We start from the raw sequence: 13,312 nt of genomic DNA, 5'->3' as shown, positions 1-13,312 counted from the left end.
AGCGCCGGCGGCACCCGCACCGGCACCCGCGAAGGCCGCACCGGCCGCTGCTGCGCCGGCTCCGGCCGCGGCACCGTCGGGCGAATACCGCGCCAGCCACGCATCGCCGTCGGTACGCAAGTTCGCGCGCGAACTCGGCGTCGAAGTCGCGCGCGTGCAGGGCTCGGGTCCGAAGGGCCGCATCACGAAGGAAGACGTCACGGGCTTCGTGAAGGGCGTGATGACCGGCCAGCGCGCGGCACCGGGCGCGGCAGCCGCGCCGGCAGGCGGCGGCGAGCTGAATCTGCTGCCGTGGCCGAAGGTCGACTTCTCGAAGTTCGGCCCGTTCGAGGCGAAGCCGCTGTCGCGCATCAAGAAGATCTCGGGCGCGAACCTGCATCGCAACTGGGTGATGATCCCGCACGTCACGAACAACGACGAAGCGGACATCACCGAGCTCGAAGCGCTGCGCGTGCAGCTGAACAAGGAGCACGAAAAGGCGGGCGTGAAGTTCACGATGCTCGCGTTCGTGATCAAGGCGGTCGTCGCCGCGCTGAAAAAATTCCCGACCTTCAACGCGAGCCTCGACGGCGACAACCTGGTGTTCAAGCAGTACTACCACATCGGTTTTGCCGCGGACACGCCGAACGGCCTCGTCGTGCCGGTGATCCGCGATGCGGACAAGAAGGGGCTCGTCGATATCGCGAAGGAAATGGCCGAGCTGTCGAAGGCCGCACGCGACGGCAAGCTGAAGCCGGACCAGATGCAGGGCGGTTGCTTCTCGATCTCGTCGCTCGGCGGGATCGGCGGCACCAACTTCACGCCGATCATCAATGCGCCGGAAGTCGCGATCCTCGGGTTGTCGCGCGGCCAGATGAAGCCGGTGTGGGACGGCAAGCAGTTCGTGCCGCGTCTGACGCTGCCGCTGTCGCTGTCGTATGACCATCGCGTGATCGATGGCGCGGAAGCCGCGCGGTTCAATGCGTATCTCGGCGCGTTGCTCGCGGATTTCCGTCGCATCATTCTTTGATGAGCGGGGAGTGTGCTCGCGGGGGCGTGGGTTTTATGTCGGTCATCCACGTTTCGTCGTTGAACCTGTCTTGCTAACGGTCTGCTAGCGTCGCCCCTGCGCGGGGCGGCGGTCACTTTTCTTTGTCTTCCAAAGAAAAGTAACCAAAAGAAAGGCGCGTCCTTGGGCGGACGGCAAAGGTGGTCCTGCCCAGCGTCGCGTTCTCTTGTCAGGCCGTAGTCGCAGTAGTGGGTTCTTCCGCGGGTTTCTCCCTCTCTGTCTGCAGCTAATCAAGAAGGGGACAGTAATGAGTCTCATCGAAGTCAAGGTTCCGGATATCGGCGATTTCAGCGGCGTCGATGTCATCGAAGTCAACGTGAAGCCGGGCGACGTGATCGAAAAAGAGCAAACGCTCATCACGCTCGAATCGGACAAAGCCTCCATGGAAGTGCCCAGCGACGTCGCCGGCACCGTCAAGGAAGTCAAGGTCAAGGCCGGCGAGAAAGTCTCGCAAGGCACCGTCATCGCCATCGTCGAAGCAGCGGCAGGCGCCGCTGCTCCCGCGAAAGCACCCGAAGCAGCAAAGCCCGCGGCAGCTGCGCCGGCACCGGCCGCAGCCGCTCCGGCACCCGCGCCGCAAGCCGGCAGCTACGCAGGCGCCGTCGACATCGAGTGCGACATGCTCGTGCTCGGCGCCGGCCCCGGCGGCTACTCGGCCGCGTTCCGCGCAGCCGACCTCGGCATGAAGACCGTGCTCGTCGAACGCTACTCGACGCTCGGCGGCGTGTGCCTGAACGTTGGCTGCATCCCGTCGAAGGCGCTGCTGCATACGTCGCTCGTCGTCGAGGAAGCCGCGGCGCTCGCGTCGCACGGCATCACGTTCGGCAAGCCGGAAGTCGATCTCGACAAGCTGCGCGACTTCAAGGGCGGCGTCGTCAAGAAACTGACGACGGGCCTCGCCGGCATGGCCAAGGCGCGCAAGGTCGAAGTGGTCACGGGCGTCGGCGCATTCGTCGATCCGTTCCACATGGAAGTGCAGGGCGAAAACGGCAAGAAGGTCGTCAGGTTCAAGCAGGCGATCATCGCGGCGGGCTCGCAGGCCGTGAAGCTGCCGTTCATGCCGGAAGACCCGCGCGTCGTCGATTCGACCGGCGCGCTTGAGCTGCGCCAGCTGCCGAAGCGCATGCTCGTGATCGGCGGCGGCATCATCGGCCTCGAAATGGCGACGGTGTACTCGACGCTCGGCGCCGAGATCGACGTCGTCGAAATGATGGACGGCCTGATGATGGGCGCGGACCGCGATCTCGTGAAGGTCTGGGAAAAGTACAACGCGAAGCGCTTCGGCAACGTGATGCTGAAGACCAAGACGGTCGGCGCGGAAGCGAAGGAAGACGGCATCTACGTGAAGTTCGAGGGCGAGAAGGCGCCGGCGGAAGCGCAGCGCTACGACCTCGTGCTCGTCGCGGTGGGCCGCAGCCCGAACGGCAAGAAGATCGGCGCCGACAAGGCAGGCGTCGCCGTCACGGACCGCGGCTTCATCGACGTCGACAAGCAGATGCGCACGAACGTCCCGCACATCTTCGCGATCGGCGACATCGTCGGCCAGCCTATGCTCGCGCACAAGGCCGTGCACGAAGGCCACGTCGCAGCGGAAGCCGCGCACGGCGAGAAGGCGTACTTCGACGCGCTGCAGATCCCGTCGGTGGCGTACACCGATCCGGAAGTGGCGTGGGCCGGCAAGACGGAAGACCAGTGCAAGGCCGAAGGCATCAAGTACGGCAAGGCGGTGTTCCCGTGGGCCGCATCGGGCCGCGCGATCGCGAACGGCCGCGACGAAGGCTTCACGAAGCTGATCTTCGACGAGGAAACCCACCGGGTGATCGGCGGCGCGATCGTCGGCCTGAACGCGGGCGACCTGATCAGCGAAGTGTGCCTCGCCGTCGAGATGGGCGCGGACGCGGAAGACATCGGCAAGACGATCCATCCGCACCCGACGCTCGGCGAATCGGTCGGCATGGCCGCCGAACTGTACGAAGGCGTCTGTACGGACCTGCCGCCGCAGCGCAAGAAGTAACGCGACCGGGGCCGGCATGTTGCCGGCCACAAAAAACGCCGCCTCCCGGGCGATCCGGGCGGCGGCGTTTTCTTTTGCGGGCGGCCGATGCTCAAACGACCGTTCGAGCACGGCCGGCGGCTTGGCGATTCCGGCGTGGTGCGGTGCCAGAAACGAAAAAGCCGCGCTGTGCGCGGCTCTTTCAGGAGCAGGGGACGCTTACGCGGCCGGCTTGCTCGAACGACGTGCGGCAGCGGCGGTAGCAGCCTTCGTTGCGACGGCAGCAGCAGCGTTGAAGTTCGTTTCAGCGATTTCGACGGCTTGCTTCGTGGCCTTCTGAACCGTTTCGTACGTGGTGTTCGCAGCGTTCAGCGCCGACTTCAGTGCGGCGACAGCCGTTTCCGAACCGGCCGGGGCGTTCTTCGCGACGTTGTCGACGAGTGCCTGGACCTTCTTGTTCTGTTCTTCGAATTGCGCTTCTGCAACCTTCGCGAACTCGGCTTGCGTCGACGATGCGATTTCGTACAGGTGACGACCGTACGACAGCACCTTTTCCGCGACCGGCTGCGACAGGCTGGCTTGCAGGGCGATCAGTTCCTGTGCGTCCTTCACCGACAGCAGGCGCTGTGCGTTTTCCTGGCCTTCGGCCAGCGTCGACTTCACGACCTGCAGGTTGAGTTCGATCAGCTTCTCGACGCCTTCGAACGCCTTGGTCGTCAGACCGAACAGGCTTTCGAGGTTGGCTTTCTGTGCAGCGGCGATTTGCTCGGGGGTCAGCAAGGACATGTCCAGCTCCTGAAAAGCGATCGCGTCGATCGCAGGGTAAAGGGCACTACGACGGGGAACCTCGGATGCGCGTGCTTTGTGCAACGCAGCAATGAGGCCTATTTTAGGGCAGAGAAAACGGATGTCAAGTGTTTTTTGTGCGTTGCACAATTGCGACAAATTATCGATAAAACAATAAGTTATCGTGCCCGTTCGGAATCGGTTTCACGCGCGTCTCCCAGATGGTGCGCACGAACGCGGGGCGCACGCGGCGCACCATGATCATGCACAGGTAAACCTGACAGGGTCATGGAACGTTATCCTTCTGTTCCTGTCGAAAACGCGCCGTTTCGATGCGCGTACCGTGGCGACGTGCCGCCGCCACGGCCGAGACCGGCTCCCAGGCACCCCGAGCGCCGGATACGTAGTTTCCCCGCTTTAAATCGCCTCCGAAGTGACGTTATCTCAATTAACCGTGTGTAATCGGGAGACGGGTACTGTCGGGCAGCGCATCCCATGAATTTTTTCGATGGGAGCGGGAGGGTTCATTGGTCAGAGGTTGGCCAACCCTTACATTCCGGTTTAACGACGATCGGTAAGTGCCTAATATTGCTCTTTTTTTCAGCTTTAACTACACTTGCGGAAACCTCCCGCCCGCTTTGTCCAGACCCCAATGAAAGCCGAATCGTTTTCACCGCGCAGATTGTTGCAGAGCATGACGCTCGGCACGGCTGTGTCGGTCGCTGTCGCCTTGCTGGCGACCACCGCGTCCGTCACGCCCGCTGACGCTTTTGCCGCCACTGCGAAGACCCAACAAGCCGCCAAGAAAAAGGCTGTCGCTCCTGCTTCGTCCGCGAAGAAGAAGTCGGCCAGGGCTACCTCCGACAAATCCGCCAAGGTCGCCGCGGCCGATGCGCCGCGCGCAAAGGCATCGCGCAAGCGCGTGACGCTCGCGGCGAACAGCGTGCGTGCCGGCCATCACGGCGCGGTTCGCAAGGTCGCGTTCCAGCCGCGTCGGCAGAGCGTCGGCCAGGCGTTCGGCCTGCACGACACGCCGGACGCGCTCGCGCTGCGTTCGAGCGTCGCGTACGTCGTCGACCAGAATTCCGGCGAGCCGCTGTTCGACAAGAATTCGCACGCCGTCGTGCCGATCGCGTCGATCTCGAAGTTGATGACGGCGATGGTCGTGCTCGACTCGAAGGCGCCGATGGCCGACCAGATCGAAGTCACCGACGAAGATCGCGACTACGAGAAGGGCACGGGCTCGCGCCTGTCGGTCGGCTCGGTGCTGTCGCGTGAAGACATGCTGCACATCGCGCTGATGGCGTCGGAAAACCGCGCGGCCGCCGCGCTGTCGCGTTATTACCCGGGCGGTCGTCCGGCGTTCATCGCCGCGATGAACGCGAAGGCGAAGTCGCTCGGCATGGCCGATACCCATTTCGAGAATTCGACCGGTCTGTCGAGCTCGAACGTGTCGAGCGCGCGCGATCTGGTGAAGATGGTCAATGCGGCGTACCAGTACCCGATGATCCGTCAGTTCTCGACCGATCGCAGCTACGAGGTGTACACGGGCAAGCGCAATCTCGCCTACAACAGCACGAACGCGCTGATCCGCGGCAACGGCTCGTGGGACATCGGTCTGCAGAAGACGGGCTTCATCAACGAAGCGGGCGAATGCCTCGTGATGCAGGCGACGATCCACGGCCGGCCGATGGTGATGGTGCTGCTCGATTCGTTCGGCAAGTATTCGCGCTTCGCCGACGCGGCGCGTCTGCGCAACTGGCTCGACGCCGGCGGCGGCGAGCGCCTGACGGCGGCCAACACGCCGAACGGCGGGACCTGACCGCACGGCGGCGTGGCGATTCGCCGCCGCGCCGATGGCCGAAAAAAAGCCCCGCAATCGCGGGGCTTTTTTACTGCGGGCGCGCGGGAGCGGCTTACGCCTGCCGCTGCAGCCCGTCCGCATCCTTCGTGGGCGCCGGCCGGTAGCCGAGCGATTCCGAAATGGTGAGGGCAGTACGGCTCAACTGGCCGAGCCAGGCATCCTGGAGGCGATCGGCCGGCGCCGACAGCGACAGGCCCGCGACGAGCTTGCCCGAATCGTCGTAGATGCCGGCCGCGATACAGCGCACGCCGAGCTCCAGTTCCTCGTTGTCGCGTGCGCACGATTGCTGGCGGACGATCGTCAGCTCGCGCTCGAGCTTCGCGATGTCGGTGATGCTGTTCTGCGTATGGCCGGACAGCCCCGTGCGCGTTGCATAGGCACGCACGCGCGACGTTTCGTCGGCTGCAAGGAACAGCTTGCCGACCGACGTAAGGTGCAGCGGCGCGCGGCCGCCGATCGCACGGACGACCTGCATCCCCGAGCGCTCCGAATACGCGCGCTCGATGTAGACGATCTCGTCGCCCTGGCGCACCGACAGGTTCACGGTCTGCCCGGTGAGACGGTGCAGCTCGCGCATCGGCATCAGCGCCGCGTCGCGTACCGACAGGCGTGCCTTCACGAGGTTGCCGAGCTCCAGCAGCCGCATGCCGAGGCGATACGTGCCGGGATCGGAGCGGTCGACGAGGCGGCAGGTCACCATGTCGTTGAGGATGCGGTGCGCCGTAGACGGGTGCAGCTCCGTGCGCTGCGCAAGTTCCTTCAGGCTCACGGGGTCACTGTGCGCGGCGAGCGCGTCCAGCAACCGCATCATGCGTTCGATCACCTGGATCGACGTTTTGGAATCCGGGGTGGGTTGGCTCATGTCGGGGGAGAAATCGGTTGACGCGGCAAGCGGTGTTGCAACGATTGTATCTCGTATCGTGAAAAAAGCGAACGCCGTTCGAGGAAGTCCTCGTTTCGCGCAGTGCGGGCTTGCGCGCGAGCCGGCGTTGGTCTCGCCGGCCAAACGGCGGATAATGAGAGCCGTTTTCTCGAAGGAGCGCGTATGCGAGTCGGTTTGTTCGTGACCTGCCTGGTCGATCTGATGCGTCCGGAAATCGGTTTTTCGGCGCTCAAGCTGATTCGCGACGCCGGCTACGAGGTGATCGTGCCGCCCGCGCAGACTTGCTGCGGCCAGCCGGCCTACAACTCGGGCGACCGCGCGCTCGCCCGCGATCTCGCGGAAAAGACGCTGCGCGAGTTCGAGCAGTTCGATTACGTCGTCGCGCCGTCGGGTTCATGCGGCGGGATGATCCGCGCGCACTACGGCGACCTGTTCCGCGACGACCCCGAGCTGATGGGGCGCTACACGCGGCTCCAGCAGAAGGTCTACGAACTGACCGATTTCCTGGCGAATGTCGCGAAGGTCTCGCTCGCGCCGGGTGAATTCACGGGACCCGTCACCTATCACGATTCGTGCTCGGGCCTGCGCGAGCTCGGCGTGAAGGCGCAGCCGCGTGCGCTGCTCGCGCAGCGCGGCATCGCGGTTACCGAGATGAAGGACTGCGAGCACTGCTGCGGCTTCGGCGGCACGTTTGCGGTGAAGTACGGCGACATCTCGGCGGCCATCGCGGACGAGAAGTGCGCGAACGTGCGCGCGTCGGGCGCGGGCGCCGTCGTGCTCGGCGATCTCGGCTGCATGCTGAACATCGAAGGGCGGTTGCGCCGCACCGGCGACCGCGACACGCGCGTGCTGCACGTCGCGCAGGTGCTGGCGGGCGACGTCTGACGCCCGGTTCCGCTCACTTTTCCCCGATACCGCGATGCAAGTCCAATCGATGCATTTCAAGGCGCGCGCCGGCCAGAAGCTGGCCGACCAGCGCTTGCAGCAGAACCTGAAGAAGCTGTCGACGAAGTTCGTGTCCGCGCGTGCCGACGCGATGACCGCGATCGACTTCCCGGCCACGCGGGCGGCGCTGAAGGCGCGCCGCAACCGCGCGCTGGAGAACCTCGACGTGTGGCTCGAGGCCTTCGAGCAGGAGGCGACGCGGCGCGGCACGACCGTGCTGTTCGCCGAGACGACGGCGGACGCCGCGCGGCTCGTGGCCGACATTGCGCGCCGTCACGACGTGAAGAAGGTCATCAAGACCAAGTCGATGGTGTCGGAGGAAATGCGCCTGAACGCGGTGCTCGCGGAAATGGGCGTGCAATCGATCGAGACGGACCTCGGCGAATACATCCTGCAGATCAACGACAACGAGCCGCCGAGCCACATCATCGCGCCCGTCGTCCACAAGGACAAGGACGAGATCGCCGACCTGTTCGCGCGCACGCACCACCGCGAGCGGCTCACCGAGATTCCGGACATGACGCGGGAGGCGCGCGAGGTGCTGCGCCCGCATTTCATGTCGGCCGACATGGGCGTGACCGGCGGCAACTTCGTGATCGCCGAGACCGGTTCGGTCGCGATCGTGACGAACGAAGGGAACGAAGGGATGTGCACGGTGATGCCGCGCGTGCATGTGGCCGTGACGGGCATCGAGAAGGTGCTGCCGACCCTCGAGGACCTCGCGACCGCGATGCGCCTGCTGCCGCGTTCCGCGACGGGGCAGAAGACGTCGAACTATTTCTCGCTGCTGACCGGGCCGCGCGGGCCGGATGACGAGGACGGCCCCGAGCACAACTACGTGGTGCTCGTCGACGGCGGCCGCACGGGGCTGATCGGCGGCGAGTTCCAGGAGATGCTGCGTTGCATCCGCTGCGGCGCATGCATGAACCATTGCCCGGTTTACCAGAAGGTCGGCGGCCATGCGTACGGCTGGGTCTACCCGGGGCCGATGGGTTCCGTGCTGACGCCGAGTTACGTCGGGCTCGATCGCGCGCTGGATCTGCCGCAGGCCGCGACGCTTTGCGGAGAATGCGACAGCGTCTGCCCGGCCGGGATTCCGCTGTCGCACCTGTTGCGCACGCTGCGCGAAAAGCAGGTCGAGCGGCACCTGCGGCCGTGGCGCGAGCGGGCGGCGCTCACCGCATGGGGTTTCGTCGCACGGCGGCCGATGCTGTACGCACTGACGACGAAGCTCGCGGTGCGCATCCTCGAGCGGCTGGGTGCCGGTGGCACACTGCGGCGCCTGCCGATGATGGGCGGCTGGATGGACACGCGCGACATGCCGACCCCGACGGGGCGCACGTTCCGCGAACTGTACGCGGCGTCGCAAAGCCACCTCGGCTGACGACTGTTCATCCGGCGACAACAGAGCGTTCGCTATTTGGATATTTATCTCGATAGATGCGGTCTATAGAATCTCGTCTGTAGTCCCCGGAAGTGGGTTTCGGGGTACGAGGTCAAGGAGGTCCGCATCATGAAAAAGACAATATCGATGTACTGGCCGCTGGCAATCGTCGTTCCGCTGGCCGCGGCTGCCTATCTGCATGCGATGGCCGATGCGCCGTCGCGTGGCCCGCTCGCAGTTCACCAGGCATCCGCTGAATTGGCGCGTGCGGTGTCGTTCGGGCTGGTCGACGACGCGGCGAAGCCGCTGCCGGCGGCATCCGGCGACGTCGCACTCGTCGCGCCGAAGGCGCTGTAATGCACGGCGCCGTCGCTTTGCCCGGCGGCGCGATTCCGGTCGCCTTTGTATAATGGCGTGTTCTTCTCCCGCGCGGTTCGCCGCGGCTTTCCGATAGTGCGATGACCCGCGTTTCGATCTGTTTCGTCTGTCTCGGCAACATCTGCCGTTCGCCCACCGCGGAAGGCGTGATGCGTCACCAGGTCGATGCGGCCGCGCTGGCGGACCGGATCGCGATCGATTCGGCCGGCACCGGCGACTGGCATGTCGGCGAGCCGCCCGATACGCGTGCGCAGGCGGCCGCTCGCGGCCGCGGCTACGACCTGTCGGCGCTGCGCGCACGACAGGTGAACGCGGCGGACTTCGAGCGCTTCGACCTGCTGCTCGCGATGGACGAGGCGAATCTCGCGGAGCTGCGTCGCCGCTGTCCGCCGCAGCATGTCGACAAGGTGCGCCTGCTGATGGAATTCGCGCCGGATTCGACCGAAACCGAAGTGGCCGATCCGTATTTCGGCGGCGCGCAGGGCTTCGAGCAGGTGCTCGACCAGGTCGAGCGCGCGTGCGCGGGCCTGCTTGAGACGCTCCGGCCCCGCACGGAGCGCTGATCGCGCGGTATTCAGCGGTCTACGAATACCCTTTCAAAGACATGGATACTTGACTAAAAACGTCAAATATTTATACTTGACCAAAATCGTCAAGATTGCAGTCCCCTAGACACCATGAGACTCACCACCAAAGGCCGTTTCGCCGTCACGGCGATGATTGACTTGGCACTGCGCCAGGAGCAGGGCCCGGTGACGCTTGCAGGCATCAGCCAGCGCCAGCGGATTTCGCTCTCGTATCTCGAACAGCTGTTCGGGAAGCTGCGCAGGCATGAAATCGTCGAATCCGTGCGCGGCCCGGGCGGCGGCTACAACCTCGCGCGTCGCGCGCAGGACGTCACCGTTGCCGACATCATCATCGCGGTCGATGAACCGCTCGACGCCACGCAGTGCGGCGGCAAAGGCACGTGCGACGGCTCGAAGCAGCCCGACGGCCATTGCATGACGCACGAGCTGTGGTCGACGCTGAACCAGAAGATGGTCGAATACCTCGACTCCGTGTCGCTGCAGGATCTCGTCGATCAGCAGCGCGCACGCGAGGGCGCCCCTGCGGTGTTGCGCGATCGCCGCACGCCGGAGCCCGTCGCCGCACCGGCAGAGCCGGTGCGCACGATGCCGCTCGGTCCCAATTCGGTGTTCAACATCGCGAGTTCGTGAGCGCGAAGGCGCCCGCCATACCCCATAACGCACATAGTCCCTGCACAGAATTCCCGGAGCGACAGATGACCCAAGAGACTCTCCACCTGCCCATCTACATGGATTACAGCGCGACGACACCGGTCGACCCGCGTGTGGTCGACAAGATGGTGCCGTACCTGCGCGAGCAGTTCGGCAACCCGGCATCGCGCAGCCACGCGTACGGCTGGGATGCCGAGCGTGCGGTCGAGGAAGCGCGCGAACAGGTGGCCGCGCTCGTGAACGCGGATCCGCGCGAGATCATCTGGACGTCCGGCGCAACGGAGTCGGACAACCTCGCGATCAAGGGTGCCGCGAACTTCTACAAGGGCAAGGGCAAGCACATCGTCACGGTGAAGACCGAGCACAAGGCCGTGCTCGACACGTGCCGCGAGCTCGAGCGCGACGGCTTCGAAGTCACCTACCTCGACGTCAAGGATGACGGCCTGATCGACCTCGACGTGTTCAAGGCCGCGCTGCGTCCGGACACGATCCTCGTGTCGGTGATGCACGTGAACAACGAGATCGGCGTAATCCAGGACATCGAGACGATCGGTGAAATCTGCCGCGAGAAGGGCATCGTGTTCCACGTCGACGCCGCACAGTCGACGGGCAAGGTCGGGATCGATCTCGCGAAGCTGAAGGTCGACCTGATGTCGTTCTCGGCACACAAGACGTACGGCCCGAAGGGCATCGGCGCGCTGTACGTGCGCCGCAAGCCGCGTGTGCGCATCGAAGCGCAGATGCACGGCGGCGGCCACGAGCGCGGGATGCGTTCGGGCACGCTGCCGACGCACCAGATCGTCGGCATGGGTGAAGCGTTCCGCATCGCACGTGAAGAAATGGCGACGGAAAACGAGCGCGTCCGCATGCTGCGGGACAAGCTGCTGCGCGGCCTGTCGCAGATCGAGGAAACGTACGTGAACGGCGACATGGAACGCCGTGTCCCGCACAACCTCAACATCAGTTTCAACTTCGTCGAAGGCGAGTCGCTGATCATGGCGATCAAGGACGTCGCGGTGTCGTCGGGCTCCGCGTGCACGTCGGCGTCGCTGGAGCCGTCGTACGTGCTGCGTGCGCTCGGTCGCAACGACGAGCTGGCGCACAGCTCGATCCGCTTCACGGTCGGCCGCTTCACGACGGAGCAGGAAGTCGACTTCGTGATCAACCTGCTGAACAGCAAGATCGCGAAGCTGCGCGAACTGTCGCCGCTCTGGGAAATGCACCAGGAAGGCATCGATCTGTCGACGATCGAATGGGCCGCACACTGAGCGCCGGATTGAACATACCCGCGGGCGGATTCGCGCACGCAGACGTAACGAGTCAAGGAGTCTGAGTCATGTCTTACAGCAACAAGGTTCTGGATCACTACGAAAACCCGCGCAACGTCGGTTCGTTCGCGAAGGACGACGACACGGTCGGCACGGGCATGGTCGGCGCGCCGGCCTGCGGCGACGTGATGAAGCTGCAGATCCGCGTCGGCGCGGACGGCGTGATCGAAGACGCGAAGTTCAAGACGTACGGTTGCGGTTCGGCGATCGCGTCGAGCTCGCTCGTCACCGAGTGGGTGAAGGGCAAGACGCTCGACGAAGCACTGTCGATCAAGAACACGCAGATCGCCGAAGAACTCGCGCTGCCGCCGGTGAAGATTCACTGCTCGATCCTCGCGGAAGACGCGATCAAGGCAGCCGTGGCCGACTACAAGAAGCGCCACGACACCAAGGAAGGCGATCAGGCAGCAGCCTGAGCGGCATCGAGCGGCTAGAGAAGGAAACGCGGCAGGCCCCGGTGGCGTGCCGCGGCAAGGACATCATGGCAATTACACTGACCGAAAAAGCAGCACAGCACGTCCAGAAATACCTCGTCCGTCGCGGCAAGGGTATGGGCCTGCGGCTTGGCGTTCGCACGACCGGGTGCTCGGGGCTCGCGTACAAGCTCGAGTATGTCGACGAGCTGGCTCCCGAGGATCAGGTGTTCGAGAGCCATGGCGTGAAGGTGATCGTCGATCCGAAGAGTCTTGCGTACATCGACGGCACCGAGCTCGACTTCGCCCGCGAAGGCCTGAACGAAGGGTTCAAGTTCAACAACCCGAACGTGAAGGACGAGTGCGGTTGCGGCGAATCGTTCCGCGTGTGACGCGGGTCTCCGCGCGATGCGGGCAAGAGGCGGCACGGGCCGCCTTTTTAATGTGCGGCGTTTGCCGTGCGACGAACCGGAATTGAACGCGACGATGGTTTCGCTGAAAGACAGCCACTTCGACCTGTTTCACCTGCCGGCGCAATTCGCGCTCGATGAGACGGCGCTCGACGCCGCCTATCGGACGGTGCAGACGCAGGTGCATCCGGACCGCTTCGCGGCGGCCGGCGATGCGCAGAAACGCATCGCGATGCAATGGGCAACCCGTGCGAACGAGGCGTACCGCACGCTGCGCGATCCGCTGAAGCGCGCGTCGTATCTGCTGTCCCTGCGTGGTGTCGACATCGGTGCGGAAAACAACACCGCGATGGAGCCCGCGTTCCTGATGCAGCAGATGGAGTGGCGCGAGGGCATCGAGGATGCCGCGGCCGCCCGCAATGTCGACGCGCTCGACGCGCTGCTCGCCGAGTTGCGCGAAGAGCGGCGCATTCGTGTGGAGCGTCTCGGCACGCTGCTCGACAGCGGCGCCGATCAGGCGGCCGCCGAGGCCGTGCGCCAGCTGATGTTCATCGAACGGGTCGCGTCGGAAGTGGGCGCGCAGATCGAGCGCCTCGAAACTTAACCGCGTGCCTCGCGGCACGCGCAGCAAACGGGCCGAGC

14 protein-coding genes are annotated in these 13,312 nt (G+C 64.8%); 12 read left to right on the top strand and 2 right to left on the bottom strand.

The window, feature by feature from the left end; translation table 11 throughout:
* Both DPV74_RS20035 and lpdA read left to right on the top strand, forming a co-directional pair.
* On the top strand, positions 1-1,009 hold a 1,009-nt coding region (locus DPV74_RS20035; protein ID WP_162923092.1), incomplete at its 5' end, for a dihydrolipoyllysine-residue acetyltransferase.
* A 286-nt stretch (positions 1,010-1,295) separates the two neighbouring features.
* The gene (gene lpdA, locus DPV74_RS20030) at positions 1,296-3,062 is read left to right on the top strand and encodes a dihydrolipoyl dehydrogenase (protein WP_059699118.1); all 1,767 of its coding nucleotides are present in this window, start codon (positions 1,296-1,298) and stop codon (positions 3,060-3,062) included.
* Between the two features lie 198 nt (positions 3,063-3,260).
* Here the strand turns inward: lpdA and DPV74_RS20025 are convergent, their stop codons facing one another.
* On the bottom strand, positions 3,261-3,827 hold the full coding sequence (locus DPV74_RS20025) for a phasin family protein (protein WP_006481973.1): 567 nt from the start codon (positions 3,825-3,827) through the stop codon (positions 3,261-3,263).
* 652 nt (positions 3,828-4,479) lie between these two features.
* Between DPV74_RS20025 and pbpG the strand changes: the two genes are divergently transcribed.
* The gene (pbpG, locus tag DPV74_RS20020) at positions 4,480-5,649 is read left to right on the top strand and encodes a D-alanyl-D-alanine endopeptidase (RefSeq protein WP_027786964.1); all 1,170 of its coding nucleotides are present in this window, start codon (positions 4,480-4,482) and stop codon (positions 5,647-5,649) included.
* A gap of 94 nt (positions 5,650-5,743) precedes the next feature.
* On the opposite strand, the gene DPV74_RS20015 is transcribed toward pbpG, so the two are convergent.
* Entirely contained in the window at positions 5,744-6,553 is an 810-nt protein-coding gene (locus DPV74_RS20015) for an IclR family transcriptional regulator (RefSeq protein ID WP_027786965.1), read from the bottom strand.
* Positions 6,554-6,736: 183 nt separating this feature from the next.
* On the opposite strand from DPV74_RS20015, the gene DPV74_RS20010 reads away from it, so the two are divergent.
* The 9 genes from DPV74_RS20010 (at position 6,737) to hscB (ending at position 13,274) form a co-directional block, all read left to right on the top strand.
* Positions 6,737-7,459: a (Fe-S)-binding protein gene (locus tag DPV74_RS20010; protein WP_119337832.1), complete on the top strand. Its 723-nt coding sequence runs from the start codon at positions 6,737-6,739 to the stop codon at positions 7,457-7,459.
* Between the two features lie 34 nt (positions 7,460-7,493).
* Positions 7,494-8,903: a lactate utilization protein B gene (locus tag DPV74_RS20005; protein WP_027786966.1), complete on the top strand. Its 1,410-nt coding sequence runs from the start codon at positions 7,494-7,496 to the stop codon at positions 8,901-8,903.
* A 129-nt stretch (positions 8,904-9,032) separates the two neighbouring features.
* Positions 9,033-9,260: a hypothetical protein gene (locus DPV74_RS20000; protein ID WP_027786967.1), complete on the top strand. Its 228-nt coding sequence runs from the start codon at positions 9,033-9,035 to the stop codon at positions 9,258-9,260.
* Positions 9,261-9,361: 101 nt separating this feature from the next.
* A complete protein-coding gene (locus DPV74_RS19995; RefSeq protein WP_119337831.1) occupies positions 9,362-9,844 on the top strand; it encodes a low molecular weight protein-tyrosine-phosphatase in 483 nt (160 codons plus the stop codon).
* A gap of 114 nt (positions 9,845-9,958) precedes the next feature.
* A complete protein-coding gene (gene iscR, locus DPV74_RS19990) occupies positions 9,959-10,498 on the top strand; it encodes a Fe-S cluster assembly transcriptional regulator IscR (RefSeq protein WP_009691731.1) in 540 nt (179 codons plus the stop codon).
* A gap of 65 nt (positions 10,499-10,563) precedes the next feature.
* Entirely contained in the window at positions 10,564-11,787 is a 1,224-nt protein-coding gene (locus DPV74_RS19985; RefSeq protein WP_021157672.1) for an IscS subfamily cysteine desulfurase, read from the top strand.
* Positions 11,788-11,855: 68 nt separating this feature from the next.
* Positions 11,856-12,263, top strand: a complete 408-nt coding sequence (iscU, locus tag DPV74_RS19980) for a Fe-S cluster assembly scaffold IscU (protein WP_006481982.1) — start codon at positions 11,856-11,858, stop codon at positions 12,261-12,263.
* A gap of 65 nt (positions 12,264-12,328) precedes the next feature.
* Positions 12,329-12,652 (top strand): iron-sulfur cluster assembly protein IscA, encoded by a 324-nt coding sequence (gene iscA / locus DPV74_RS19975; RefSeq protein WP_012492710.1) that lies wholly within the window; start codon positions 12,329-12,331, stop codon positions 12,650-12,652.
* A gap of 94 nt (positions 12,653-12,746) precedes the next feature.
* The gene (gene hscB / locus DPV74_RS19970; RefSeq protein WP_059532860.1) at positions 12,747-13,274 is read left to right on the top strand and encodes a Fe-S protein assembly co-chaperone HscB; all 528 of its coding nucleotides are present in this window, start codon (positions 12,747-12,749) and stop codon (positions 13,272-13,274) included.
* Positions 13,275-13,312: the final 38 nt, after the last annotated feature.

Origin of the sequence: Burkholderia sp. HAN2018 (genome assembly GCF_024704855.1) — a bacterium.
GTDB classification, from domain to species: Bacteria; Pseudomonadota; Gammaproteobacteria; order Burkholderiales; family Burkholderiaceae; genus Burkholderia; species Burkholderia cepacia.
This window is presented reverse-complemented; position numbering and strand designations above follow the sequence as displayed.

Bases quoted from the DNA above. Each gene is read 5' to 3' on its own strand.
- lpdA (WP_059699118.1), top strand. From the start codon at position 1,296: ATGAGTCTCATCGAAGTCAAGGTTCCGGATATCGGCGATTTCAGCGGC.
- DPV74_RS20025 (WP_006481973.1), bottom strand. From the start codon at position 3,827: ATGTCCTTGCTGACCCCCGAGCAAATCGCCGCTGCACAGAAAGCCAAC.
- pbpG (WP_027786964.1), top strand. From the start codon at position 4,480: ATGAAAGCCGAATCGTTTTCACCGCGCAGATTGTTGCAGAGCATGACG.
- DPV74_RS20015 (WP_027786965.1), bottom strand. From the start codon at position 6,553: ATGAGCCAACCCACCCCGGATTCCAAAACGTCGATCCAGGTGATCGAA.
- DPV74_RS20010 (WP_119337832.1), top strand. From the start codon at position 6,737: ATGCGAGTCGGTTTGTTCGTGACCTGCCTGGTCGATCTGATGCGTCCG.
- DPV74_RS20005 (WP_027786966.1), top strand. From the start codon at position 7,494: ATGCAAGTCCAATCGATGCATTTCAAGGCGCGCGCCGGCCAGAAGCTG.
- DPV74_RS20000 (WP_027786967.1), top strand. From the start codon at position 9,033: ATGAAAAAGACAATATCGATGTACTGGCCGCTGGCAATCGTCGTTCCG.
- DPV74_RS19995 (WP_119337831.1), top strand. From the start codon at position 9,362: ATGACCCGCGTTTCGATCTGTTTCGTCTGTCTCGGCAACATCTGCCGT.
- iscR (WP_009691731.1), top strand. From the start codon at position 9,959: ATGAGACTCACCACCAAAGGCCGTTTCGCCGTCACGGCGATGATTGAC.
- DPV74_RS19985 (WP_021157672.1), top strand. From the start codon at position 10,564: ATGACCCAAGAGACTCTCCACCTGCCCATCTACATGGATTACAGCGCG.
- iscU (WP_006481982.1), top strand. From the start codon at position 11,856: ATGTCTTACAGCAACAAGGTTCTGGATCACTACGAAAACCCGCGCAAC.
- iscA (WP_012492710.1), top strand. From the start codon at position 12,329: ATGGCAATTACACTGACCGAAAAAGCAGCACAGCACGTCCAGAAATAC.
- hscB (WP_059532860.1), top strand. From the start codon at position 12,747: ATGGTTTCGCTGAAAGACAGCCACTTCGACCTGTTTCACCTGCCGGCG.